Origin of the sequence: Pseudomonas sp. CYM-20-01, assembly GCF_023169845.1 — a bacterium.
Classification (GTDB): domain Bacteria; phylum Pseudomonadota; class Gammaproteobacteria; order Pseudomonadales; family Pseudomonadaceae; genus Aquipseudomonas; species Aquipseudomonas azotoformans.
The window spans coordinates 706,304-732,705 of sequence record NZ_AP025169.1; the positions used below are offsets into that span (position 1 = coordinate 706,304).

A 26,402-nucleotide genomic window follows, 5' to 3' on the forward strand; every position below is an offset into this window, starting at 1 on the left:
AATGTCCGAGCATTCTGCTGGGGATAGCGCGGTTAGTCGAGTTTGCTCGGCGGTGGTTCCTGCACGCCGCCGTCGTTGGCGGGCTTGGCCGGGGTGTCGACTTCCACCAGTTTGTATTCCTGGCCGTGGAGGTTCTTGAGATAGACCTCCATCTGGCGGAACGAGATGTTGATGTGCTCTTTCTTGAACTCGCGATTGATAAAGCGGTTCACTTCGTCGATCACCGGGTTGCGGTCGCCCAGGTCGCGCACGTGCATGCGCAGTTCATGGTCGAGGGTGCTTTCGCCGAAGTTGAGGAAGTACACATGGGGTTCCGGCTCCTTGAGCACCCGTGGGTTGTCGCGGGCGGCCTTGAGCAGCAATTCCTTCACGCGATCCAGGTCGGAGCCGTAGTCCACGCCCAGTTTCAACGTGACACGGGTGATGGTGTCGGTCAGCGACCAGTTGATCAGTTGCCCGGTAATGAAGGTCTTGTTCGGGACAATGATGTCCTTGCGGTCAAAGTCGGTGATCGTGGTGGCGCGGATGCGGATCTTGCTCACCGTGCCCGACAGGTTGCCGATGGTGATGGTGTCGCCGATGCGCACCGGGCGTTCGAACAGGATCATGATGCCGGAGATGAAGTTGGCGAAGATCTCCTGCATACCAAAGCCCAAGCCCACCGACAGCGCCGCCACCAGCCATTGCAACTTGTCCCAGCTCACGCCGAGGGTCGACAGGGTGGAGACGAAACCGACGCCGGCAATTACATAGGACAGCAGCGTGGTGGTCGCGTAGGCGCTGCCCTGGGCCAGGTCCAGTTTGGACAGCACCAATACTTCGAGCAAACCCGGCAAGTTGCGCGCGAGCGCGAAGGTAATGCCGATGATGATCAGCGCGCCGAGCAAGTCGCCGATGCTGATGGGCACCATGCTGATATTGGCCCCGGTGCCGCTGGTGTATTCGTACAGCGTGACGTTATCCAGGTAGGAAAATACCGAGATCAGGTCCGACCACACCCAATACAGCGCGGCGATAAAGCCGCCGAGCAAGGCCAGGCGAATCAGGCGCATGGATTGCTCGTTGACCTGCTCGATGTCCAGGGTCGGTTCTTCGATCACCGCTTCGCCGTCACCGGCTTCCTTGGCGGCCTGGCGTTTGGCCAGGGCGCGCGCATAGGCCAGGCGCCGGGCGGCGACGCCCAGGCCACGGACGAAGGTGGCTTCGATCACCAGCCAGAACATCAGCAGGTACAGGGTGTTGATCAGTCGGTCGCTGAGCTTGAGTGCGGTGTAGTAGTAGCCGAAGCACACAGCGATGAACAGCGCGATGGGCAACGCAGTGAACAGCAGGCCCACGGCTTTGCGGAACAGCGAGGCTTTTTCATGGGTCGGGCTGTGCAACAGCAGGCGGCCCAGCAGCCAGGCCATCAGCGCGTAGCAGGTCAGCACCACGCCGATGCCCAACACATCGTCAGCCAACGCCGCCGGTTGGTGCTCGGCAATTGCCACCACGGCCACCAGGGCCAGTACCACCAGCCCGAGTTTGCGCACCCAGCCTTGCAGGAATTCGACCTGGGGTTTTTCCCAGCGGAAGTGCAGTTCAGCCACGCCACCCGGCGCCAGGATGCGATAGGCGGTGTAGAACACCAGCCAGGCCTGGGCGATCTGCAGCAGGGCCGAACCGAGGTTGGCGTTTTGCCCACGGGCGTCGATTTGCAGCGCGTAGCCGCACAGCGCCAGGCCGAGGGACACCGGCATTGCCAGCAGGATGTTGATCAGGATGGCCTGGGGCGTGTGCCACTGGCTGTCGCGCTTGAAGTGGCCGATGTCCAGGTGCACCTTGCTCAAGCGTTGATACAGATTTTTACGCCGCCACAGCAACGCGCCGATCAACAGCAGCAACGGCAGGAACAGCAACGGGCGCTGGGTCAGGCCGTCATACAGCTCGCTGACGCTGGAGGCCCAGGGCAGGGTGGCAACTTGCTTGCTCAGGTGCGCGGGAACGGTTTCCAGCCATTCGGTATCCAGCGGCTTGTTGCTGGGAATCCAGAACATCTGCTCATCCAGCGTGGCTCGCAGGGTGGTGGCGGTGCTGAGCAGTTGTTTCTGGTTCAGTTGCAGGGTGATGGATTCGTTGAGCAGCGCGCTCAGTTCACGGCTCAGGCGCTCCAGCAGGTCGCTGCGGGTGATCGCCAGTTCCAGCAGGGTGCGGCGCAGTTGCGGGGTGACGTCTTCCGGCGCCTGGTTGGCCAGCAGGTTATCCACATAGGCGCTGGGCGAGCTGATCAGCTCGCGCTGTTGGTTGACCTCGAACTGGTACAGGCGAATGTTGGCGATGTCGTCCGCCAGGTCGCGGTCCACGGTGAGGCGCGGCAGGGCCTGCTTTTGCTTGTAGAGGATCTTCGACAGCAGCAGGCTGCCCTTGAGCACGTTGATCTGCTCGTCCAGGGCCGAGTCGCTCTGGGTCACGGTGTCCAGTTGCTGCTTGGTCTGCAAGTTCTTCTGGGTCAGGTCGTTGAGGCGGTCGGTACTTTTGAGCAGGTAGTCGGACAGCTTCAGGTTCGCCGCGCTTTCCGTGGCCAGCAGGCTGCTGCCACCGGCCTTTTGCGCTTCGATGGACTGCTGGGTCACGGTCTGCTGGGACTGGGCCAGGCGTTTCTGGTTGATCAGGGTTTGCAGGTCCTGGATCTCTTGTTCCAGGCGCGCGGTCTTTTCCATCACCAGATCGTGCTGGCTGTTGCCCAGGTCTTGCAGTTGGCTGTTGCCGGCCAGTTCCTGGCGGCGCAGGGGGATCAGCGCATTGAGCGCCGCGAGTTCAGCGTTGAGCTGGTTACGCTGGTCGGCGCTGAGGGTCTTGCCGTTGTCTTTGCCGGCCTTGAGCGTCGAATTGATCTGCAGGATGCGCGTCTGGCTGTTGCTGATTTCGGTCTGGGCGCGCTCAGGACGGGTCTGGGCGGCGATGGACAGGCTGTTGGCGTCCGCCAGTTCCTTTTGCAGGTCGCCTTGCTGGGTGCTGCGCTGCACCAGCAATTGCTCAAGCTGCGGCACCGGCAGGCTGGCGTAGCGCTGGGCGACCGGGATGACTTTGGTGGCCTTGAGCCGGGCCAGTTCGCGCTGGTTGTCGGCGGTCTCGCGCGGGGCGTCTTCCAGTTGGCGCTTGAGGTCGACCAGGCGCTGCTCGTAATCCTGCTTGTTGCCCAGGTATGTCAGGGTCTGCTGCAGGATGGTCTGCAACGCCTTCATGTCGGCGTCGGGCAGCTTGCGGTCGGGCAGCTTGTCCAGGGTTTGCTGGATAGACTCGGCGCTGGGCGGGTCGGCGGCGTGGACGACGCTGACACACAGGGTCAGGCTCAGCAGGGCAGTGGCGAGAAGAGTGCGCAAGGTTGGCATAGAGACCGGTCGTGCAAGGTGAAGAATCGGGGGCGTCGTCGCCCCGCAGTTTAGAGGAAGAGTCCGGGGCCCGGGCGACTTCCTTCGGGGAATCTGACGCCCACTTTGCCGATCTTGTTCCCGTCCATGACCGCGACGGTCCAGATGGTGTTGTTCCACTCCACCTGGTCGCCGACGATGGGCGCGCCCCCGACTTTCTGGGTGATGAAGCTGCTCAGCGGCATGTCCGGGTCGATACCCTCCAGCTTCAGGCCGTACAGGGCCGACACTGCGCCCAATTGGGCGTCGCCTTCCAGCACGAAGTCGCCGAAGAAGCGCAAATCCAGACCGCGTTGCGGCGCCTGGCTGAACAGTTTGCCTAGGGCCGGCAGGTTGTGTTCGTGGCCGATCACGCAGAGTAAATCGCCGACTTCCAGCACGGTACTACCCGACGGATGGAGCAGTTGCTGGCCACGGAACAGCGCGGCAATCCGCGTGCCTTCGGGCATTTTCAGCTCGCGCAGGGCGGCGCCGATGCACCATTTTTCCGCGCCCAGGCGGTATACGAACAGCTCCCACTCGCTGGTGACGTGCACTTCCAGGGCTGCACGGGAAATCGGCGCCGGGTCCGGCGGGACGGTGACCTTGAGCAGCTTGGCCACCCACGGCAGGCTCGTGCCCTGCACCAGCAGCGACACCAGTACGATAAAGAACGCCAGGTTGAAATACAGCTGCGCATGGGGCAGGCCGGCCATCAGCGGGAACACCGCCAGAATGATCGGTACCGCACCGCGCAAACCCACCCAGGCGATAAAGGCTTTTTCGCGACCATGGAACGCCTTGAAGGGCAGCAGGCCGACCATCACCGACAGCGGCCGCGCAAACAGGATCATCCACAGCGCCAGGCCCAGGGCCGGCAGGGCAATCGGCAACAAGTCATGAGGCGTGACCAGCAGGCCCAGCACCAGGAACATGCCGATCTGCGCCAGCCAGGCCATGCCATCGAGCATATGCAAAATGCCATGACGGCTGCGCACCGGGCGGTTGCCGATCACCAGGCCGCACAGGTACACGGCGAGGAATCCGCTGCCGTGCAGGGCGTTGGTCACGGCAAATACGAACAGGCCGCCGGCGATCACCAGGATCGGATACAGGCCGGTGGCCAGATTGATGCGGTTGACCATTTGCAGCATCAACCAGCCGCCGCCCAGGCCGACGATGCCACCGATGCCGAATTCGCGCACCAGGTGGGTCAGCAGGCTCCAGTGCAGGCCGGTCTGGCCGCTGGCGAGCATGTCGATCAGGGTGACGGTGAGGAACACTGCCATCGGGTCGTTGCTGCCAGATTCGATTTCCAGGCTGGCGGTGACCCGTTCGTTCAGGCCTTTGCCGCCGAGCAGCGAGAACACCGCTGCGGCGTCCGTGGAGCCGACAATCGCGCCAATCAGCAGGCCTTGGATGATATTGAGATCAAACAGCCAGGCCGCCGCCATGCCGGTGAGGCCGGTGGTAATCAACACCCCCACCGTGGCCAGCGACAACGCCGGCCAGAGTGCCACGCGGAAACTCGCCACCCGTGTGCGCAAACCGCCATCGAGCAGGATTACGGCCAAGGCGAGGTTGCCCACCAGGTAGGCGGTTGGGTAGTTATCGAAGATGATGCCGCCGCCATCGACGCCGGCGACCATGCCCACGGCCAGGATGATCACCAGGATCGGGATCCCCAGGCGGGACGAAAGAGAACTCACCAGAATGCTCGCACTTACCAGCAACGCGCCGATCAGGAACAGGCTGTTGATGGTCGTCGCATTCAAAGGCAGTACTCCATGGGCAAACAAGACGGGGCGCAAACTGACCATGCAGTCTGCGTGCCAGCGATTCTAACCTGTTGAATTGCTGCGCTGTCAAAAAGCTTTTAAAGACAGGCGTAGATCTAAATGTGGCAGGGGGCTTGCCCCCGATGGCGGCCTGTCAGCCAACTTATCTGTAGCTGAACCATCGCAACCGGGGGCAAGCCTCCTCCCACATTATTTGAATCAGGTGTGTCAGTTAGAGGCGGAAGCGGCCGACCATGCCGTTCAAGTCCACCGCCAGGCGCGACAGCTCGCTGCTCGCCGCACTGGTCTGGCTGGCGCCGGTGGCCGACTGCACCGACAAATCGCGGATGTTCACCAGGTTGCGGTCCACTTCTCGCGCCACTTGCGCCTGCTCTTCCGCCGCGCTGGCGATCACCAGGTTGCGCTCGTTGATCTCCACAATCGCGGTGTTGATGGTATCCAGCGACATCCCGGCACCTTTGGCGATGTTCAGCGTCGATTCGGCGCGTTCGGTGCTGTTGCGCATCGAATCCACCGCGTGCTCGGTGCCGGCCTGGATACTGCCGATCATCCGCTCGATTTCGCTGGTCGACTGTTGGGTGCGATGGGCCAATGCCCGCACTTCATCGGCCACTACAGCAAAACCGCGACCGGCCTCACCGGCGCGCGCCGCTTCAATCGCCGCGTTCAGCGCCAGCAGGTTGGTCTGGTCAGCCAGGCCACGGATCACGTCGAGCACCTTGCCGATATCGCGGGACTCATTGGCCAGGTCGCCAATCAGGGTCGCGGTGGCTTGCACGTCACCGCTCATGCGTTCGATGGCGCTGACGGTTTCCTGTACCAGGTCACGGCCATCACCGGCGGAAGTGGTGGCGTTGCGCGACGCTTCGGAGGTGCTCACCGCATTGCGGGCCACTTCTTCGACGGCGCTGGTCATCTCATTCACCGCCGTGGCGGCTTGTTCGATTTCGTTGTTTTGCTGGGTCAGGCCACGGGCGCTTTCGTCGGTGACCGCGTTCAACTCTTCGGCGGCCGAGGCCAACTGGGTGGCGGAGCCGGCGATGCGTTGCAGTGTGTCACGCAGTTTGTCCTGCATCTTGGCCATGGCCGCCAGCAGGCGCCCGGCTTCGTCGTTGCCGTCGACCTTGATCGGGCGGGTCAGGTTGCCTTCGGCCACTTCTTCCGCGGCTTCCAACGCCTGGGAAATGGGTAGGGTGATGCTGCGGGTCAGCAGCCAGGCGAACAACAGGGTCAGCAGGGTGGCGACCGCCAACAGGCTTACCACCAAGTTGAAGGCCATGTCGTATTGGTCCTCGGCTTCCTTATTGGTCTCCAGGGCCATCTTGTTGTTGAGGTCCAGCAGGCGCGTGAGCACGGCGTTGACCTGTTCGGAGTTGCTCAGCAGTTCGGTGTTGAGCAGGCTGCGCAATTCTTCCACCTGGTTGGCCCGCGACAGGCTCTTCATGCGCTCTTCAATCTGGTGGTACTGGCCGAGCAGGCGAACGTATTCGTCGTAGGTCGAGCGTTCTTCAGGGCTTTCGATGAGTTTTTCGTAGATGCCCTGGGCGGTGCGGATCTGCTGGTTGCGCAGTTCGAAGGCTTCCAGGGTCTTTTGCTGCACGTCCGGCTCGCGGTTGGTCAGCAGGCGGTACGACAGCACCCGCAGCCGCAGGGTCAGTTGGGTGAACTCATCCAGGGCGCGAATGCTAGGCACGCTGGACAGGGTGATGTCTTCGGTGGCGCCGCGGATCTTGCTCATCTGGTTCAGCGCGAACACACCGAGAAACAACATCAGCGCACCAATAAACGCGAAGCCGAGGAAGGCCCTCGGAGCGATATTCATATTACGAAGCGACATGCGGGAATCCTGGGGGAGAGCGCGATCCATGCGGCCATGAAACGGAGTGTCCCTCTCTATCGGTCGTACGACTAAAGTCTAAAGGGCGCTGTGCGTTTTTGTCGCACCTGACGAGGGGTTTGCTCGATTCAGGAACCAGATCGGGTAAATGCAGTCACTAAGGCTCGAAAGTGCGGCCCGGCCCTTAAAAATCGGGCTGCGCGCCGGGGATAACCCTGGCATCCGAGGTGAATTTTCTTTATCGTCACCGCCCTTTGAAAAAGCCCGAGAAATCAAAATGTTAGAAGCATCCCTCAGCCAATTGGAACAACTGGTCAGTGACCTCGTACAGCAGAATCAGGACCTGCTGGGCAGCAACGAATCCCTCAAGGCCGAACTGGCCCGCGCCAAGGATGATAACGACAGCCTGCAACTGAGCCTGATGGAACAGGAAGAGAAGCACGGTGCCACTGCCGCGCGTATCCAGGCGCTGGTTGAGCGTGTGAGTGCAGGGCCTGTCAGCGCATGAGTGAAGGGATAAAGGTCGTTTCGATTCTCGGAGAGGATTACTCGATCAAGGCCCCGCCTGGGGAAGATAAAACCCTGATGCACGCCGTGACCCTGCTCAAGGCTTCCCTGGCCACCACCAAGAAAAAGTACCCGACCCTGATCGGTGACAAATTACTGGTGCTGGCGGCTCTGAACCTGTGCGCCGAGCAGATCGAAATGCAGCAGGCTCACCAGCAGGAACTCGACCGTTACCAAGAGCAAGTCAGCGCCACGGTCGATGTGATTTCCAAGGCGATCGGAACGCCTTAGAACCACTCATCCTGCATCCCGAGGCACGTATCATCGCGTGCCTCCAGAATCGCCAGTTCATGATGGCAGCCCGGTACTTCCCAGGTCAGGAAGTACCGGGCGGCCTGGAGCTTGCCTTTATAGAAGGCCACATCGGCCGCGTTGCCCTTGGCCAAGCCTTCTTCGGCACGAATGGCCTGTTCCAGCCAGCGCCAGCCAATCACCGTATGCCCGAACACCTTCAAGTACAGCGCCGAATTCGCCAGGCTGCTGTTGACCTTGCCCTGGGCGAGATCCGTCAGCAGGCCGATGGTCACGCTTTGCAGGCGGTTTACCAACTGCTCCAACGGTTCCCTTAGCGCAGTGAGGCTTGGGTATTGCTGCGCACGGGCGCCGGTTTCGGCGATCAGCCGGATGAGTTGCTTCAAGCCCGCGCCGCCATTCTGTGCCAGCTTGCGTCCGAGCAAATCCAGGGACTGAATGCCATGGGTGCCTTCATGGATCGGGTTCAGGCGGTTATCGCGGTAGTACTGCTCCACCGGGTATTCACGGGTGTAGCCGTGGCCGCCGAGAATCTGGATCGCCAGTTCGTTGGCCTTGAGGCAGAACTCCGACGGCCAGGATTTGACGATGGGGGTCAGCAGGTCCAGCAGTTCGTGGGCCTGTTTGCGCGCGTCTTCGGTTTCCAGGGTGGTGGTGTCGTCGAACAGGCGTGCGGCGTAGAGGCCCAGGTCGAAGGCGCCTTCCACGTAGGACTTTTGCGTCAGCAGCATGCGCTTGATGTCGGCGTGCTGGATGATCGAGACCGGTGCAGTCGTGGGATCCTTGCTGTCCGGCAGGCGACCTTGAGGGCGCTCGCGGGCGTACTCCAGGGAATAGAGGTAACCGGCGTAACCGAGCATCACCGCCCCCATGCCGACGCCAATACGCGCCTCGTTCATCATCTGGAACATGCAACTCAATCCCTGGTGCGGTTTGCCCACCAGATAGCCGACACAGTTGCCGTTATCGCCGAAATTCAACGCCGTGGAGGTGGTACCGCGCCAGCCCATCTTGTGGAACAGCCCGGCAAGCAACACATCGTTGCGCTCGCCCAGGCTGCCATCGTCGTTGACCAGGAACTTGGGCACGATAAACAGCGAAATGCCCTTCACTCCCGCGGGCGCGTCCGGCAGCTTGGCCAGCACCATGTGCACGATGTTTTCTGACAGCGGGTGGTCGCCGCCGGAGATGAAGATTTTGTTGCCCTTGAGTCGATAGGTACCGTCAGCCGCTGGCTCTGCGCGGGTACGAATATCCGACAGCGATGAGCCGGCGTGGGGTTCGGTGAGTGCCATGGTGCCGAAGAAACGGCCATCGATCATCGGTTGCAAAAAGCGTTGCTTCTGATCGTCGGTGCCAAAGCTTTCGATCAGGTTGGCGGCACCCATGGTCAGGAACGGGTAGGAGGTGGACGCCGCGTTCGCCGATTGGAAGTGCGCGAAACAGGCTTGTGAAAGCAGTGTGGGCAGTTGCATGCCACCGGCGTCGAAACTGCGTGCGGCGTTGAGGAAGCCCGCTTCGAGGAACGCATCCACCGCCGGTTTGACCTCCGGAATCAGGATGGCATTGCCGTCTTCGTAGCGCGGTTCGTTCTCGTCGTTCTTGCGGTTGTGGGGGGCGAAGTATTTTTCCGCAATGCTGCGGGCGGTGCTGATGGCCGCATCGAAGGTTTCGCGATTGTGCTCGGCAAACCGCTCGCGCTGGGTCAGGCCCTCGGCATCGAGGACTTCATACAGCTCGAAAGCCAGATTACGGGAACTGAGCAGCGTCTCGGACATGGCGGATTACCTATGGAGGAGTTTGCCTGAGTCTAAGTGCGCGAATAGAGGCTGGATAGCAAGATTGATTTGGGTGATGCACAGGCAAATGTGGGAGGGGGCTTGCCCCCGGTGGCGATGTGTCAGTCACCAAGTGCATTGGCCGATCCGCCGCTATCGGGAGCAAGCCCCCTCCCACATTTTTTACCGCATTTCGTCAGGCAGTTAGCCGATGGTCATCAGGCTGGCGTTACCGCCCGCCGCAGCAGTGTTAACACTCAACGCCCGTTCGATCACCAACCGCTCCAGCGCAATCGCCGTCTCGCCCTGCGACAAACCATGCACCCCGACAATCGCGCCACCACGCTGCGCCACTTGCTGGCACACCGCACGCAACTGGTCGGAATCGCCGTGGTGCAGAACTGCGTCGAATACCACTTCGTCCTTGGTCCAGTCAGCCACGCGCTTGATCTTCGCCTGAATCTCCTTCGGCAGGCGTGGGAACAAGGCCTTGGTCTGGTCGGTTTCCGGCCATACCGCCGAACCACCTACGGCCAGCACTGCCGCCAGTTGCGTCAACAGATCAGCTTCCACGTCCGCCAGGCACAGTACGTGCTCGCGGGGCAGGATGGCGTAGCTGTTGCGCTCGCCGGTCGGGCCGGCCAGTTGGCGGGTGATACCGCTTTGCGATTGCGCGGCGAACTGGCGGCACAAGGCGCTCAGGTCGCTGGACTGATTGCTGTCGGCCCAGGTTTTGAGGGCGGTCAGCGGTTGGCTCATGGCATCGCGCAAACGAACATCCGGTGCGGCCAGTGCGTCGCCGCGTACGAAGGATTGCTCGATGGCATCCGTAGGACGGGTCGACAGCAGGCGGTACAGGTACAGCGGGCCGCCGGCTTTCGGGCCAGTGCCCGACAGGCCTTCGCCGCCGAACGGTTGCACGCCAACCACGGCGCCGACGATGTTGCGGTTCACATAGACGTTACCGGCATGGACGTTGTCGATCACCTTGGCGATGGTCTCGTCGATGCGGGTGTGCACGCCCAGGGTCAGGCCATAGCCGGAAGCGTTGATCTGGCCGATGAGCTGGTCGATCTCTTTGCGCTTGTAGCGCACCACGTGCAGCACCGGACCAAAGATCTCGCGTTGCAGTTCGTCGAAGCTTTCCAGCTCGATCAGGGTTGGCATCACGAAGGTGCCGCGCTTGATCTCTTCACCATCGGCAATCGCCACTTGGTACACATTGCGGCCTTTGTCGCGCATGGCCTGGATGTGTTTCTCGATGCCGGCCTTGGCTTCGGCGTCGATCACCGGGCCGATATCCACCGACAGACGCTCCGGGTTGCCCAGGCGGCATTCCGCCATGGCCCCCTTGAGCATTTCGATCACGCGGTCTGCCGAATCTTCCTGCAGGCACAGTACACGCAGGGCCGAGCAACGCTGGCCGGCGCTGTCGAAGGCCGACGAAACCACGTCGATCACGACTTGTTCGGTCAGTGCCGAGGAGTCGACGATCATCGCGTTCTGGCCGCCGGTTTCGGCGATCAGCGGGATCGGACGGCCCTGGGCATCCAGGCGTCCGGCGACGTTGCGTTGCAGCAGGCGCGCCACTTCGGTGGAGCCGGTGAACATCACGCCTTTGACGCGATCATCACCCACCAGGCGGGCACCGACGGTTTCACCCTGGCCTGGCAGCAGTTGCAGCACGCCTTGCGGAATGCCGGCTTCCAGCAAGATGCGCACAGCTTGTGCAGCGACCAGCGGGGTTTGCTCGGCGGGCTTGGCCAGCACCGGGTTACCAGCGGCGAGCGCGGCGGCGACCTGACCGCTGAAAATCGCCAACGGGAAGTTCCACGGGCTGATGCAGACCACCGGGCCCAGTGGACGGTGGGCGTCATTGGTGAAGTCGTTGCGTGCCTGCACCGCGTAGTAGCGCAGGAAGTCCACGGCTTCACGCACTTCGGCGATGGCGTTGGCGAAGGTCTTGCCGGCCTCGCGGGCCAGCAGGCCCATCAGTGGCTGGATCTCGCCTTCCATCAGGTCGGCGGCGCGCTCCAGGATGGCGGCGCGCTCGGCGGGCGGGGTGGCCTGCCAGATCGGACCGGCACTGATGGCGCACTGGATCGCGTTGTCGACGTCTTCGACAGTGGCTTCTTGCACATGACCGACTACATCACGCAGGTCGGACGGGTTCAGCACCGGCGCCGCCGCTTGCTCGCTGGAGGTGCAACCGAGCATTGGCGCGGCTTTCCAGTTGTTGTGAGCGGTGGCCAGCAGCGCGCAGGACAGCGATGCCAGGCGATGTTCGTTGGCCAGGTCGATACCGGCCGAGTTGGCGCGGTCGCTGCCGTACAGGTCGCGCGGCAATGGAATACGCGGGTGCGGCAGGCCGAAGCCGCCTTCCAGCGTGGCCATTTGCTCGATGCTGGCCACTGGATCGGCCACCAGCTCCTGGATCGAGATGGATTGGTCGGCGATGCGGTTGACGAACGAGGTGTTCGCGCCGTTTTCCAGCAGGCGACGGACCAGGTAGGCCAGCAGCGTTTCATGGGTGCCGACCGGTGCATACACACGGCACGGGCGGTTCAGCTTGCCATCGGCAACCTTGCCCACCACCTGCTCGTACAGCGGTTCACCCATGCCGTGCAGGCACTGGAACTCGTACTGGCCGGGGTAATAGTTCTGACCGGCGATATGGTAGATGGCCGACAGTGTGTGGGCGTTGTGCGTGGCGAACTGCGGGTAGATGACTTCCGGCACCGACAGCAGTTTGCGTGCGCAGGCAATGTAGGAAACGTCGGTGTACACCTTGCGGGTGTACACCGGGTAGCCTTCCAGGCCTTCGACCTGGGCGCGCTTGATTTCGCTGTCCCAGTACGCGCCTTTTACCAGGCGGATCATCAGGCGGTGGCGGCTGCGGCGGGCCAGGTCGATGACGTAGTCGATCACATACGGGCAACGCTTCTGGTAGGCCTGGATCACGAAGCCGATGCCGTTCCAGCCGGTCAGTTGTGGCTCGAAGCACAGGCGCTCGAGCAGGTCCAGGGACAGCTCCAGGCGGTCGGCTTCTTCGGCGTCGATGTTCAAACCGATGTCGTATTGCTTGGCCAGCAGGGTCAGGGACAGCAGGCGCGGGTACAGCTCGTCCATCACGCGCTCATACTGCGCACGGCTGTAGCGCGGGTGCAGCGCCGACAGCTTGATGGAAATGCCCGGGCCTTCATAAATCCCACGGCCGTGGGAGGCTTTGCCGATGGAGTGAATGGCTTGTTCGTACGAGGCCAGGTACTTCTGCGCATCGTGTTCCGTGAGTGCGGCTTCACCGAGCATGTCGTAGGAATAGCGGAAGCCCTTGGCTTCGAACTTGCTCGCGTTGGCCAGGGCTTCGGCGATGGTTTCGCCGGTGACGAACTGCTCGCCCATCAGGCGCATGGCCATGTCGACGCCCTTGCGGATCATCGGCTCGCCGCTCTTGCCGATGATGCGGCTCAGGGACGAGGTCAGGCCCGCTTCATTGTGGGTGGCGACCAGTTTGCCGGTCAGCAGCAGGCCCCAGGTCGCAGCATTGACGAACAGCGACGGGCTGTTGCCCAGGTGCGGCTGCCAGTTGCCGGTGCTGATCTTGTCGCGGATCAGCGCGTCGCGGGTGCCCTTGTCCGGGATGCGCAGCAGCGCTTCGGCCAGGCACATCAGCGCCACGCCTTCCTGGGACGACAGGGAAAACTCTTGCAGCAGGCCCTGAACAATCCCGGCACGGCCGCCGGCACTCTTCTGGTTACGCAGTTTTTCGGCAATCGAGGCGGCCAGCTTGTTGGTGGCTTCGGCCATTGGCGCCGGCAGGCGGGCCTGTTCGATCAGCATCGGCACCACTTCCGGCTCGGGGCGACGGTAAGCAGCAGTGATCGACGCGCGCAGCACGGATTGCGGCAGGATGCTTTCGGCGAATTCAAGGAAGCACTGGTGGGCGTGGTCGGTCTGGACCTCGCCAGCGTCGTCAGCGTCCTTGCTGCTCAAACCATTGAGTTCGGTCAGGGTTGCACCACCCTCCAGCTTCTCCAGGTAATTGAAAATTGCCTGCTTGATCAGCCAGTGCGGCGTGCGATCAATGGAGGTCGCGGCGGCCTTGAGGCGCTCGCGGGTTGGGTCGTCAAGTTTGACCCCAAGGGTGGTCGTAGCCATTTTCTTATCCTCATGGGTGCCACTACCGAGTGGCATCAGCTGGCGGCAAGATTAGCTTTGCGCATGCAGAGGTGCAACCGGGTGCAACCCATTTTCTTCATGATTTTTTCGATCGTGGTCGGGAAAAAATTCGGCCTTCGACGGAATCCGCTTCGCCTTGGTGCATTTGCTTCTGAGATCGGCTGTTCTTGCTCCGAAAAGGAGCAAAAACCGGGTGTTTTGCGCATTTCACATCAAGGTGCAACTTATTCTCGCGAAACTGGTTGCACCTTATTTGCTTTGTTGAATAGCATTCGCGCCCAAGGTGCAACCACCTCTGAGGTTCGGTTCATCGGCTGGCGGCTTTCCTGGGGAAACGTCAGTCATAAATGCGCGGCACGCAGCTACGTCTACCTACTTCCAGTGGGTGGTCGTCTGACAGACCGCCGCTACATAAAAACAAAGCCAGGGCGTCACTCTTATGAGCGTTAGTAATCCAACCCTGATCACGTTCGTGATCTACATCGCAGCAATGGTGCTGATCGGCTTCATGGCCTATCGCTCCACCAACAACCTTTCCGATTACATCCTGGGCGGTCGCAGCCTCGGTAGCGTGGTGACTGCCTTGTCGGCTGGCGCTTCCGACATGAGCGGCTGGTTGCTGATGGGCCTGCCGGGCGCGATCTACATGTCCGGCCTGTCGGAAAGCTGGATCGCCATCGGCCTGATCGTCGGCGCCTACCTCAACTGGCTGTTCGTCGCCGGTCGCCTGCGGGTCCAGACCGAGCACAACGGTGACGCCCTGACCCTGCCGGATTACTTCTCCAGCCGTTTCGAAGATAAAAGCGGCCTGCTGCGGATCATCTCCGCCGTGGTGATCCTGGTGTTCTTCACCATTTACTGCGCTTCCGGCATCGTCGCCGGCGCCCGTCTGTTCGAAAGCACCTTCGGCATGTCCTACGAGACCGCCCTGTGGGCCGGTGCTGCGGCGACCATTGCCTACACCTTCGTCGGTGGTTTCCTGGCCGTGAGCTGGACCGACACCGTACAAGCCACCCTGATGATTTTCGCGCTGATCCTCACGCCGATCATCGTGCTGCTGGCCACCGGTGGCGTCGACACTACCTTCCTGGCGATCGAAGCCAAGAACCCTGACAACTTCAACATGCTGAAGAACACCAGCTTCATCGGCATCATCTCGCTGATGGGCTGGGGCCTGGGTTACTTCGGCCAGCCGCATATCCTGGCGCGTTTCATGGCGGCGGACTCGGTGAAGTCGATTGCCAAGGCGCGTCGTATCTCCATGACCTGGATGATCCTGTGCCTGGGCGGCACCGTGGCGGTGGGTTTCTTCGGTATCGCCTACTTCTCGGCACACCCGGAAGTGGCCGGTCCCGTGACCGAAAACCACGAACGTGTATTCATCGAGCTGGCCAAGCTGCTGTTCAACCCATGGATTGCCGGTGTGCTGCTGTCGGCTATCCTGGCCGCCGTGATGAGTACCCTGAGCTGCCAGTTGCTGGTGTGCTCCAGCGCCCTGACCGAAGACTTCTACAAAACCTTCCTGCGCAAGACCGCCTCCCAGGTTGAGCTGGTGTGGGTCGGTCGTGCCATGGTGTTGCTGGTGGCACTGGTCGCTATCGGCCTGGCCGCCAACCCGAACAACCGCGTACTGGGCCTGGTGAGCTACGCCTGGGCCGGTTTCGGCGCTGCGTTCGGTCCTGTGGTGCTGATCTCGGTGATCTGGAAAGGCATGACCCGTAACGGCGCACTGGCCGGTATCCTGGTTGGCGCGATCACCGTGATCGTGTGGAAACACTTCGAGCTGTTGGGCCTGTACGAAATCATCCCAGGCTTCATCTTCGCCAGCCTCGCGATCTACTTCGTGAGCAAGCTGGGCGCACCGACTGCCGGTATGGTCGAGCGCTTTGATGCGGCGGAAAAAGACTACAACCTCAACAAGTAATTCGCCGGGCGTTAAGCGCCTGATGAGTTGAAAGAAAGGCCCGCTTCCTACGGATAGCGGGCCTTTTTTTGCGTGTGCTTTACGCAGACCCAGAGAGGATTCGTACGCGTTTTTGTAGGGTTTTACTGATTTGTCCGGCGCGTGTTCGGATGACGGCAGCCGTGATGCAGAATCGGCCACCTTACCCCTCGCAGAGAAACACCGGATGTTCGCTCCTGCCAATCAAAGTGCCTTTACCCTGTCCCTCGATGGGGCGCCCAGTGAATTCAAGGTCCATGGATTCATGGGGAGTGAGTTCATCAGCCTGCCTTTTCGCTTTGACCTGGAGTTGGTCAGCGAGCAACCCGACCTCGACCTTGAGAGCTTGATGCACCGTCAGGCGTTCCTGGGGTTTGATGCTAACGGCCATGGCATTCATGGCCTGGTGTATCGGGTGGCCCAAGGCGATTCGGGCAGGCGCCTTACGCGCTATCAGATCACCCTGGTGCCGCAGCTGGCTTATTTGGAGCACAGCACTCATCAGCGGATCTTCCAGAAAAAAACAGTGCCCCAGATCATTGCGCAGGTATTGGAAGCCCAGGCCATCAAGGCTGATGCCTTCGCGTTTCATCTGAGCGGCAAGTACCCCGAGTGTGAATATTGTGTTCAGTTCGGCGAAACCGACCTGGAATTCATTCAGCGCTTGTGTGCCGAATGGGGCATTCATTATCACTTCCAGCACAGCTCCGAGCGCCACCTGTTGGTGTTTGGCGACGATCAGAGCGTGTTTGCGCGGCCGGAGCACACCACGCCGTATTCACCCGGCTCCGGGATGGTTGCCGATGGGCCTGCGATCAAGCGCTTTATGCTGCGGCTGAAGACCCGCACCAGTGATGTGAACCTGCGGGACTACGACTTCAAAAAGCCCAACCTGACGTTGGAAAGCGCAGTCTCCAGCCAGCAGCAACCCACGCTGAACGACCAGCGTTACCCAGGGCACTTCGTGGATCGTGAGCGTGGCAAGTACCTGGCGCAACGCGTGTTGGAACGTCATCGCAGCGATTACCGCCAGGCCAGCGGCCATAGCGACCAACCGGCGTTGGTCACCGGACAGTTCCTGAAGATGGCTGGGCACCCTCGTCAGGAGTGGAATGACTTATGGCTGGTCACCCAGTTGCAACATGTTGGGCGGCAACCTCAGGTGTTTGAGGAATCTACCCCTGAAGGGTATGGCGATGAATCCTCTCAAGGCTACCGCAATGAATTTGTCGTAACGCCTTGGGACGTGCTGTTTCGAACACCGCTCATGATGGCGCGGCCGCCCATGTCGGGTTACCAGAACGCAGTGGTGACGGGCCCCGCCGACAGTGAAATCCATTGCGACGAATACGGCCGGGTCAAGGTGCAATTCGCCTGGGACCGCGCCGGTGAACGCAACGATCAGTCCAGTTGCTGGCTGAGGGTTGCCAGCGGTTGGGCCCATGATCGTTATGGTTCGGTACTGATCCCGCGGGTCGGCATGGAAGTCCTGGTGGGCTTCGTCAATGGCGACCCGGATATGCCGCTGGTGATGGGTTGCCTGCCCAATGCGGCAACACAGGTGCCCCTCGATTTGCCAGCGGACAAAACCCGCAGCATCTTGCGCAGCCAGAGCAGCCCCGGGGGTGGTGGCTATAACGAGCTGCGCATCGAGGATCGAAAGGGCGCCGAGGAAATCTACCTGCGCGCCCAGCGGGACTGGACGCAGCATGTGCTGCATGACCATCGGGTGACGGTGGACGGCGAATCGCACCATGAAGTACAGGGCGAAGAGCAGCGGATAAACCATGGCAGCCGCCTGACCGAGCTCAAGCAGGACGACCATCTGGTGGTGGGCGGTTCGCAGCAGGTGCGGGCCGGGCAGACCATCCAGATAAGCGCAGGACAAAGCATCGTCATCGATGCGGGCGCGACCGTCACGATTCAGGCGGGTGGGCAGTCGATCACCCTGTCTGCCGGCGGCATTTTCAGCAGCGTACCGATCCAGCCTGGCGGTGGGCCCGCTGCTGTAGCCGCGCCGTTGATGCCGGGAGTGAAGGCAAAACTGTTGGCAGTGATCCCCGCTCCGCTTTCTCGCGTGCAGGTTGCCAGCCTGAAACGCAGCGCACCGTTTTGCCAAGAGTGCGAGCGTTGCAGGAGCGGCCAGTGCGACCTCACCTGACTTCCATCTAGAAGGACTCTAAGTCGATGCTTCAACCCTTACTTGCTGGTGAAAAGATCTTCGCAGTACTCGGCGCTGCCAGCGACGCCGAGCCCTTGAATGCGTGGCGAACGCTGGCCAGCGGAGCGCCTTTGCATCCCGTTTGGGCCGGTACGGCCTATGCGACCTGGGAGGAGGTGATGCCCTATGTGGGCGTCGTCGATCCAGGGAGCGCGTTCCTGGAATGGGCCGCCGCCACTGACGCTACGGATTGGGGTTGGCTGGCCGTATCGTCCAGCTCGTTGGACGTGGTGGTCGCACACTTGCAAAGCCTGACCAAGGTGTACCTGGCCGATGGGCAGGAGGTGTTCTTGCGCTTTTGGGATGGGGCGCAGTTTCTGCCGATCCTTCAACAGCAGGGTGAAGAAATATTGCCGGTATTCCAGCGCTACCTGATCAATGGCCAACCACTGTCGGGGGCATCTGGCCCAGTCACTGCCGCCAAAGCCAGCCCATGGTGGCGGGTGCCGGCACCTTTGCTGGAGCACTTGGCGGAGCAATCGCCGCAAACCCTGATCGGTAACCTGTTGCAATGGCTCGAAGAGCAGCGCCCCGACCTCTACACAGCTTTTGCGCCGACGACCTTGGAGCACAAGGTCGCCTACTTTGCGCGTCGGTCGGATATCAGCCATGAAGCGCTGGCTGATTACCTGGCCTCAGAGCTGAGTTGAACCCAGCGCCTGCTGCAGATCTTCGAGCAGGTCTTCAATGGCCTCGATGCCCACCGACAGGCGAATCATCTCCGGCTTCACACCGGCCTTGGCTTGTTCCAGTTCGTTCATCTGCCGATGGGTAGTGGAGGCGGGGTGGCAGGCCAGGGATTTGGCATCGCCGATGTTCACCAGGCGCTTGAAGATGTGCAGTGCGTCATAGAAGCGCACGCCGGCCTCATAGCCGCCTTTCAAGCCAAAGGACAGGATCGCTGAGGGTTTGCCTTGCAGGTACTTCTGCGCCAATTCGTGGTGCGGGTGGCCCGGCAGGCCTGCGTAACTGACCCACTCTACCTCGGAATGGCCTTGCAGGAACTGCGCGACTTTCAAGGCGTTTTCAGTGTGGCGTTCCATCCGCAGGGCCAGGGTTTCCAGGCCTTGCAGCAGCAGGAAGGCGTTCATCGGGGCCAATGCCGCGCCGGTGTTGCGCAGTGGCACGGTGCGGGCGCGGGCGATGAAGGCGGCGGGGCCGAATTTTTCGGTGTAGACCACGCCGTGATAGGCGGGCTCGGGGTTGTTGAGCCCGGGGAATTTCTGCGGGTAGTCGGTCCAGGGGAAGTTGCCGCTGTCGACGATCACGCCGCCCAGGGAGTTGCCGTGGCCGCCGATGTACTTGGTCACCGAGTGCACCACGATATCGGCGCCGAACATGATGGGTTTGCACAGGATTGGCGTGGCCACGGTGTTGTCCACCACCAGCGGTACGCCGCTAGCGTGGGCGACCTTGGCCAGGGCCTGCAGGTCTACGATGTTGCCCGCCGGGTTGCCGATGCTTTCGCAGTACACCAGCTTGGTGTCGTCGTCGATCAGCTCGGCGATGGCTTCGGCGGAGTCATCCCGGGCAAAGCGTACATCGACGCCGAAACTGGGCAGCAAGTGTGCAAACAAGGTGTAGGTGCCGCCGTAAAGCTGCGGGGTGGTGACGATATTGTCTCCGGCGCGGGTAAGCGTCTGGATCGCATAGTGGATCGCCGCGCTGCCGGCGGACACCGCCAGGCCTGCGATACCGCCTTCGAGCGCGGCGATGCGCTGCTCCAGCACGTCATTGGTGGGGTTCATGATCCGCGTGTAGATATTGCCGGGCACGTCCAGGTTGAACAGGTCGGCACCGTGCTGGGCGTTGTCGAATTCGAAGGCGACATTCTGGTAGATCGGCACGGCCACGGCCTTGGTGGTCGGGTCTGAGGTGAAGCCGTGGTGCAGTGCAATGGTGGCGTCTTTCATGATGGTGATGGACCTCCCTGGAGTGTGGATCGCCACAATAAGTCCGAGTCATGGCTGATATTTAGACTTTTTTCAGGTGGATACCTGTCTTTTCGATATAAGCACCGCCCGGCACGTTGCTCTGCACCAACGCTCGCGTAAAAGGTAAACTTCGCCCCCTGCGCAGGAGCAACCATGAATTATCGTCACGCCTTTCACGCCGGCAACCATGCCGATGTCTTCAAACACCTGACCTTGACCCGCCTCATCGCCCTGATGTCGCGCAAGGAGCAGCCGTTCGCCTACCTCGACACCCATGCCGGGATCGGTCTGTACGACCTGCAGGGCGACCAGGCCAACCGCACCGGTGAGTACCTGGAAGGCATCGCTCGCCTGTGGGGCGAAAGCGAACTGCCACCGTTGACCGCCGATTACATGCGCGTGCTGCATGAGATGAACCCGGATGGCGAGTTGCGCTATTACCCCGGTTCGCCGGAACTGGCGCGGCGCCTGACGCGCTCTCAGGACCGCGTGCTGCTCAATGAGAAACACCCGGAAGACGGTGTGTTGCTCAAGGACAACATGAAGGGTGACCGCCGCGTCAAAGTGCACCTGGGCGATGGCTGGCACGTACCGCGCGCGCTGTTGCCGGTGCCGGAAAAACGCGCGCTGATGCTGATCGACCCGCCGTTCGAAAAGCTCGACGAGATGCAACGCTGCGCCGCCTCCCTCAAGGAAGCCGTGGGCCGCATGCGCCAGACCGTCGCGGCGATCTGGTACCCGGTGAAGGACCAGCGCCTGTTGCGCCGCTTCTACCAGGACCTGGCTGGCACCGGTGCGCCGAAGTTGCTGCGGGTGGAGTTGCTGGTGCATCCGCTTGACACCCCCAACACCCTGACCGGCTCGGGCCTGGCCATCGCCAACCCGCCATGGGGGCTGGAAGAGGAACTGCGTGAGCTGCTGCCGTGGCTGTCCAAGAAGCTTGGGCAGACCCAGGGTGGGTGGCAGATGGATTGGCTGATCGCTGAATAACCGGATCTACAGGCATATATAAAAACAATGTGGGAGGGGGCTTGCCCCCGATAGCGATCTGTCAGTTACAGATGTACTGACTGACACACTGCCATCGGGGGCAAGCCCCCTCCCACATTTTGACCCGTGTCGGCTTCAGATCGGGCAGGTCACGCCGGTGCCGCCGATCCCGCAATAGCCCTGCGGATTCTTCGCCAGGTACTGCTGGTGATACGCCTCGGCGAAGTACACCGTCGGTGCTTCTGCGATTTCCGTGGTGATCGCACCCAACCCCGCCTTGGTCAGTTCTCCCTGATACGCCTCGGCACTGGCCTGCGCCGCCGCCAGTTGTTCCGGGGTGGTCGCATAGATCACCGAACGGTACTGGCTGCCGATGTCATTGCCCTGGCGCATGCCCTGGGTCGGGTTGTGCAGTTCCCAGAACATTTTCAACAAATCTTCGTATTTCACTTTGGCCTGGTCATACACCACCAGCACCACTTCGCTGTGGCCGGTCAGGCCCGAGCAGACTTCTTCATAGGTTGGATTCGGCGTGTAGCCGCCGGCGTAACCGACCACGGTGCTGACCACGCCATCGCGCTGCCAGAACCGGCGTTCGGCACCCCAGAAGCAACCCAGGCCGAAGATTGCAAAGCCGACATCATCGAGGAACGGGCCCAGCAGCGGGTTGCCATTGACGAAGTGCGTCTCCGGCAATGCCATCGGGGTTTCACGGCCAGGCAGAGCTTGTTCTTGAGTAGGCAGCACGTTTTTGTTCACCAGAATTTCCGAGCGCAAGACCATGATCAGTCCTCTCGTCAGGTTGAGTTAGCAATAAAGATTGAGACCTCCAGTGTGCCCGAGTGTTACAGCGCTGTCAGGCGATTGGCCCGCGCGGGTAGCGTTTGAGCATCGCCAGCAGCTCGGCGCCGGGGATCGGCCGGTCGAACAGGTAGCCTTGGCCCACATCGCAACGGTGCCGGCGCAGGAACGCCAGTTGCTCGGCGGTCTCGATGCCCTCGGCCACCACCTTGAGCTTGAGGTTGTGGGCCATGGCGATCACTGCGGAGGTGATTTCCATGTCGTCCTGGTTGTCCGGGATTTCGTGGATGAAGCTGCGGTCGATCTTGATGATATCGATGGGGAATTTTTTCAGGTAACTCAACGACGAGTAGCCGGTGCCGAAGTCGTCCATGGCCAGGGTCAGGCCGAAGCTCTTCAATTGATCTAGCTGCAGGCGCGTGTCTTCGGTGGCTTCCAGCAGCAGGCCTTCGGTCAGCTCCAGCTCCAGCAGGTTGGCCGGCAGTTGTTCTTCCTTGAGGATCGTGGCAATCGAGGCCACCAGGTCCGGGTCGGAAAACTGCTTGGGCGACAGGTTGATCGCCACCTGCAAGTTACCCATGCCAGCGGCGGTCAACTGTCGGCTCATGCGGCAGGCCTGGCGTGCGATCCATTTGCCGATGGGGATGATCAGGCCGGTTTCTTCAGCCACGCTGATGAATTGGTCGGGGCGGATCATGCCCTTTTCCGGATGGTTCCAGCGCAATAGCGCTTCCATGCCGAGCAGACGGCCACTGCGCAGGCACAGCTTGGGCTGGTAGAACACGTCCAGTTCGTTCTGGGTGAGGGCGCGGCGCAGGTTGTTCTCCACGAACAGCTTGTAGCTGGCCTCGGCATTCAGTGCTTCGGTAAAGATCTGCACCTGGTGTTTGCCATTGGCCTTGGCCTTGTGCAGGGCCAGGCCGGCGTTGCGCATCAGGGTCTGCGGGTCGCGGCCATGCAGTGGCGCGCAGGCCAGACCGACGGAGCCGGTGACACTGATCAATTGGTTGTCGACGAACATCGGCTTGTCGAGGGTCGCCAGCAATTGGCTGGCCACCAGTTGGCCGCTTTCCAGGTCGGTGTCGTCGAGCAACACCGCAAACTCGTTACTGGCAAAGCGCGCCAGGCTGCCGCCGGTGCTCAGGCTGTTGCGTAGGCGGCGAGCCAGGCTGATCAGCAGCTTGTCGCCGGTCTGGTGGCCGAGGCTGTCGTTGATGCGCTTGAAGTTGTCGATGTCCACCAGCAGCAGGCTGATCGGGCTGTCGCTGTCACGGGCAAAGCGTTCATCGAGGTTGCGGATGAACGCCGGACGGTTGCCCAGGTTGGTCAGGTTGTCGGTGTAGGCCAGGCGCTCGATGCGCTGCTGGGCCAGCTTGGTCTGGGTGATGTCTTCGTAGATGCCGATGTAGTGCGTCAACTCGCGGTTGTCGCCGTACACCTTGGAAATCGACAACTGGCCCCAATAGGGCTCCAGGTTCTTGCGCCGGCTTTTGAATTCACCCTGCCAGCTGTTGCTCTTGGCCAGGCTCGAGGGTGCGTCGAAGAGCAATTCGCTGAGGTTCTCCAGCGCTGGCAATTGGGCCAGGCGGTGGCCGTGGACCTCTTCGGCGCTGTACTGGGTGATCGCGGTAAAGCTTGGGTTGACGTACTCCACCACGCCGTCGCAGTTGACCAGCAGAAAGGCATTGGCGCTTTGTTCCACGGCACGCTGGAACAGGTGCAGGGCGCTGGTGGCGGTGCGGCGGTTGTGGTTGTTGATCACCTGGGCGAACTGGTCGGCCAGTTCGCCGGCAAAGGCAATTTCATCGGCTTGCCAGGCGCGGGTGCTGCCGCTTTGCTCCAGGCACAGCACGCCCACCACATGACCATCGACACGGATGCTGGCGTCGAGCATGGCGTGGATGTCTTTGTCGCGCAGGCTGTCGGCCATTTCCCGGGTGCGTGGGTCGCGCAGTGCGTTGGTGGCGTCAATGGCCCGGCTGGAGTGCAAGGCTTCCAGGTAGTCCGGGAAACAGCTGGCGTCGATGGGCTCGGGCAAGTGGTGCTGCCCGTCCGCGCGGTGATAGGCGGAGATCGGCACCAGGCGCTGGCCTTCAAGGTTCCAGATGCTGGCGCAGTCGATTTGGTAGATATCGCAGGCGCTGCGGGTGATCAGCTCGGCGGCTTCCTGCAATGAATTGTGGGTGGTGTAGCGCTGGCGGGCCAGCAGCAGGATCAGTTCCTGCTGGGCGCGCACCCGCTCCAGATGCTGCAACTGTTCCTGCTGGGCGCGCTGGTTGAGTTCCAGGGCGATCTGCAGGCGGCTGTTCTGGTTTTCCAGGTCTGCCGTGGGTGCGGCAGTGGGGATCTCACTGAACAGGCCGTCAACCACCATCAGGTAGCCGCGCAGCAAGTGGCGATTGTGTTGTTTATAGGCCTCACCCATTTCCAGCAGACTCAGCGGGCCGTCGCTGGTGTGCAGGGTATAGCGCACCAGGTAATGCGGGCTCTGGGTCAGTTGCTGCTGGATGGTGTCGTGCAGTTGATAGCGCGCCTGGGGCTCCATCAGGCTGGCGTATGGGGTGCCGATCAGCGCGCACAGCTCGACAGCCGGCAGGCCGAATTGGCGCTCGCAGTTAGGGTCGAGGTAAAGGAGGGCCCAGCTTGCCTCATTCAGCCGCTCGAAACGCAGCATACCGAGGCGCGAAGGCACCGGTAACTGCGTCACTACCTCGGCCGCCATACGGGCGACATCGGGCTGGCTTTTCATGGGGGAAACTCACTTGAAATTACGCGCACTGCGCCGGGCTCGCGCCCTCTTTTCTGTTGCCTGCGGCAAGGTTGCATCATGCGGCGCGGGCTGACAAGAGAGGATGAAGGCTAAGTGCTATAAGGGGGTTATCGGCTGTAGAAGGGATTTCTGCAATCGAGGTGATGGAAGGTGTACAAACCTGTTTTGCGCGTCCAGCTTCTTGCCTGAAAACCGGCAAAAAAAGCCCCGCCAAGTGGCGGGGTTGAGGTACGAGCGTGGCGCTCGAAAATCGATGCAGCCAGGCCTCCTCTGTGAAGAGGAGGCCGTGGCGGCTTACAGCAGGATAGTGCGGATATCGTTCAGCACTTGGCCCAGGCGCTGGGTGAAGCGCGCAGCGGCGGCGCCGTTGATCACACGGTGATCGTAGGACAGCGACAGCGGCAGCATCAGCTTCGGCTGGAACGCTTTACCGTCCCAAACCGGCTGGATAGTCGCCTTGGACACACCCAGGATCGCCACTTCCGGCGCGTTGACGATTGGCGTGAAGCCAGTGCCGCCAATGTGCCCGAGGCTGGAGATGGTGAAGCATGCACCCTGCATGTCGTCCGGGGTGAGCTTCTTGTCGCGGGCCTTGGCAGCCAGTGCGGCGGCTTCGGCAGCGAGCTGCAGCAGGCTCTTCTGGTCGACGTTCTTGATGACCGGTACCAGCAGGCCATCCGGGGTGTCGACCGCAAAGCCGATGTGCACGTACTTCTTGCGAATGATCGCCTTGCCGCTTGGCGCCAGCGAACTGTTGAAGTCCGGCAGCTCCTTGAGCAAGTAGGCACAGGCCTTGAGCAGCAGCGGCAGCACGGTCAGTTTCACGCCGGCTTTCTCGGCCACGGCTTTCTGCGCAACGCGGAAAGCTTCCAGGTCGGTGATGTCGGCCTGGTCGAACTGTGTCACGTGCGGGATGTTCAGCCAGCTGGCGTGAAGGCCGGCCGCGCCGATTTGCATCAGGCGGGTCATCGGCACTTCTTCGACTTCGCCGAAGCGGCTGAAGTCGACGGTGCGGATCGGCGGAATGCCCGAACCACCGGTAGCGCCGCCAGCAGCTGGCGCTTCCTTGGCTTTCTGCATCATGGCCTTGACGTAGACCTGCACGTCTTCCTTCAGCACGCGGCCGTGCGGGCCGGTGGCCGACACAGCATTCAGCTCAACGCCGAACTCACGGGCCAGCTGACGCACGGCAGGGCCGGCGTGAACCTTGGCACCGCTTGGCGCAGGTGCGGCAGCAGCAGGGGCTGGAGCAGCCTCGGCTTTTGCAGCAGGTGCAGGTGCAGCAGCCGGAGCCGCTTCAGCCTTGGCGGCCGGAGCAGCAGCCGGTGCTGGCGTGGCGGCCGGCGCAGCGCCTTGTACTTTCAGCTTGAGGATGAAGTCACCGGTGCCGACTTCGTCTTCCAGCTTGACCGCGATGCTTTCCACCACGCCGGCAGCCGGCGAAGGGATTTCCATGGAGGCCTTGTCGGACTCCAGGGTGATCAGCGACTGGTCGGCTTCGACGGTGTCGCCGACCTTGACCAGCAGCTCGATGATCTTGGCCTTGCCCGACGAGCCGATGTCCGGGACATGAATGTCCTGGACGCTGGCGGCGGCAGGTGCAGCTGCCGGGGCCGGAGCGGCCTCGGCAGCAGGTTTTTCAGCAGCAGGCGCTGGTGCAGCAGCGGCAGCAGGAGCCGCCGCAGGGGCCGCATCAGCGGCACCTTCGATTTCCAGCTCCAGCAGTTCGTCGCCTTCTTTCAGGCGGTCGCCCAGCTTCACTTTCAGGCTCTTGACCACGCCGGCCTTGGGAGCAGGGATTTCCATGCTCGCCTTGTCCGACTCCAGGGTCAGGATGCTCTGGTCGGCTTCGACGGTGTCGCCGACCTTCACAAACAGCTCGATTACTTCACCTTCACCGCTGCCGATGTCAGGTACGCGAATGAGTTCGCTCACAAAAAATC

16 protein-coding genes are annotated in these 26,402 nt (G+C 61.7%); 7 read left to right on the plus strand and 9 right to left on the minus strand.

Features of this window, described 5'->3' with window-relative positions; translation table 11 throughout:
- Nucleotides 1–32: 32 nt before the first annotated feature.
- From mscK to M2497_RS03170, 3 genes are all read right to left on the minus strand, one after another.
- Entirely contained in the window at nucleotides 33–3,371 is a 3,339-nt protein-coding gene (gene mscK / locus M2497_RS03160) for a mechanosensitive channel MscK (RefSeq protein ID WP_248485801.1), read from the minus strand.
- Between the two features lie 50 nt (nucleotides 3,372–3,421).
- On the minus strand, nucleotides 3,422–5,164 hold the full coding sequence (locus M2497_RS03165) for a potassium/proton antiporter (RefSeq protein WP_058423526.1): 1,743 nt from the start codon (nucleotides 5,162–5,164) through the stop codon (nucleotides 3,422–3,424).
- A 235-nt stretch (nucleotides 5,165–5,399) separates the two neighbouring features.
- Nucleotides 5,400–7,025 (minus strand): methyl-accepting chemotaxis protein, encoded by a 1,626-nt coding sequence (locus tag M2497_RS03170; protein WP_248485802.1) that lies wholly within the window; start codon nucleotides 7,023–7,025, stop codon nucleotides 5,400–5,402.
- Nucleotides 7,026–7,302: 277 nt separating this feature from the next.
- On the opposite strand from M2497_RS03170, the gene M2497_RS03175 reads away from it, so the two are divergent.
- Nucleotides 7,303–7,533 carry a hypothetical protein gene (locus M2497_RS03175; protein WP_248485803.1) on the plus strand — a complete coding sequence of 77 codons (231 nt, stop codon included), beginning with the start codon at nucleotides 7,303–7,305 and terminating at the stop codon, nucleotides 7,531–7,533.
- Nucleotides 7,530–7,823 (plus strand): cell division protein ZapA, encoded by a 294-nt coding sequence (locus M2497_RS03180; protein WP_071492333.1) that lies wholly within the window; start codon nucleotides 7,530–7,532, stop codon nucleotides 7,821–7,823. Before M2497_RS03175 ends, M2497_RS03180 begins: the two co-directional genes overlap by 4 nt.
- Here the strand turns inward: M2497_RS03180 and M2497_RS03185 are convergent.
- Complete coding sequence (locus M2497_RS03185) at nucleotides 7,820–9,622, minus strand: acyl-CoA dehydrogenase (RefSeq protein WP_248485804.1); 1,803 nt, start codon at nucleotides 9,620–9,622, stop codon at nucleotides 7,820–7,822. The genes M2497_RS03180 and M2497_RS03185 overlap by 4 nt on opposite strands.
- Nucleotides 9,623–9,826: 204 nt before the next feature.
- Complete coding sequence (gene putA / locus M2497_RS03190) at nucleotides 9,827–13,780, minus strand: trifunctional transcriptional regulator/proline dehydrogenase/L-glutamate gamma-semialdehyde dehydrogenase (protein ID WP_248485805.1); 3,954 nt, start codon at nucleotides 13,778–13,780, stop codon at nucleotides 9,827–9,829.
- A gap of 81 nt (nucleotides 13,781–13,861) precedes the next feature.
- On the opposite strand from putA, the gene M2497_RS03195 reads away from it, so the two are divergent.
- From M2497_RS03195 to M2497_RS03210, 4 genes are all read left to right on the plus strand, one after another.
- Nucleotides 13,862–14,251, plus strand: a complete 390-nt coding sequence (locus M2497_RS03195) for a hypothetical protein (RefSeq protein WP_248485806.1) — start codon at nucleotides 13,862–13,864, stop codon at nucleotides 14,249–14,251.
- A complete protein-coding gene (gene putP / locus M2497_RS03200) occupies nucleotides 14,241–15,725 on the plus strand; it encodes a sodium/proline symporter PutP (protein WP_058423520.1) in 1,485 nt (494 codons plus the stop codon). The genes M2497_RS03195 and putP overlap by 11 nt, the downstream gene beginning before the upstream one ends.
- A 205-nt stretch (nucleotides 15,726–15,930) precedes the next feature.
- Nucleotides 15,931–17,904, plus strand: coding sequence for a type VI secretion system tip protein VgrG (locus tag M2497_RS03205; protein WP_248485807.1), 1,974 nt, complete (start codon nucleotides 15,931–15,933; stop codon nucleotides 17,902–17,904).
- Between the two features lie 26 nt (nucleotides 17,905–17,930).
- Nucleotides 17,931–18,614, plus strand: coding sequence for a DUF4123 domain-containing protein (locus M2497_RS03210; protein WP_248485808.1), 684 nt, complete (start codon nucleotides 17,931–17,933; stop codon nucleotides 18,612–18,614).
- On the opposite strand, the gene M2497_RS03215 is transcribed toward M2497_RS03210, so the two are convergent.
- Nucleotides 18,600–19,877, minus strand: coding sequence for an aminotransferase class V-fold PLP-dependent enzyme (locus tag M2497_RS03215; protein ID WP_248485809.1), 1,278 nt, complete (start codon nucleotides 19,875–19,877; stop codon nucleotides 18,600–18,602). The two genes, M2497_RS03210 and M2497_RS03215, sit on opposite strands and share 15 nt — an antisense overlap.
- Nucleotides 19,878–20,051: 174 nt before the next feature.
- On the opposite strand from M2497_RS03215, the gene rlmJ reads away from it, so the two are divergent.
- Nucleotides 20,052–20,888, plus strand: a complete 837-nt coding sequence (rlmJ, locus tag M2497_RS03220) for a 23S rRNA (adenine(2030)-N(6))-methyltransferase RlmJ (protein ID WP_248485810.1) — start codon at nucleotides 20,052–20,054, stop codon at nucleotides 20,886–20,888.
- 135 nt (nucleotides 20,889–21,023) lie between these two features.
- Here the strand turns inward: rlmJ and msrA are convergent, their stop codons facing one another.
- The 3 genes from msrA to aceF form a co-directional block, all read right to left on the minus strand.
- The gene (msrA, locus tag M2497_RS03225; RefSeq protein ID WP_248485811.1) at nucleotides 21,024–21,671 is read right to left on the minus strand and encodes a peptide-methionine (S)-S-oxide reductase MsrA; all 648 of its coding nucleotides are present in this window, start codon (nucleotides 21,669–21,671) and stop codon (nucleotides 21,024–21,026) included.
- Between the two features lie 73 nt (nucleotides 21,672–21,744).
- A complete protein-coding gene (locus M2497_RS03230) occupies nucleotides 21,745–24,438 on the minus strand; it encodes a GGDEF and EAL domain-containing protein (protein ID WP_248485812.1) in 2,694 nt (897 codons plus the stop codon).
- A 315-nt stretch (nucleotides 24,439–24,753) separates the two neighbouring features.
- A complete protein-coding gene (gene aceF, locus M2497_RS03235; RefSeq protein WP_248485813.1) occupies nucleotides 24,754–26,394 on the minus strand; it encodes a dihydrolipoyllysine-residue acetyltransferase in 1,641 nt (546 codons plus the stop codon).
- Between the last annotated feature and the right edge of the window lie 8 nt (nucleotides 26,395–26,402).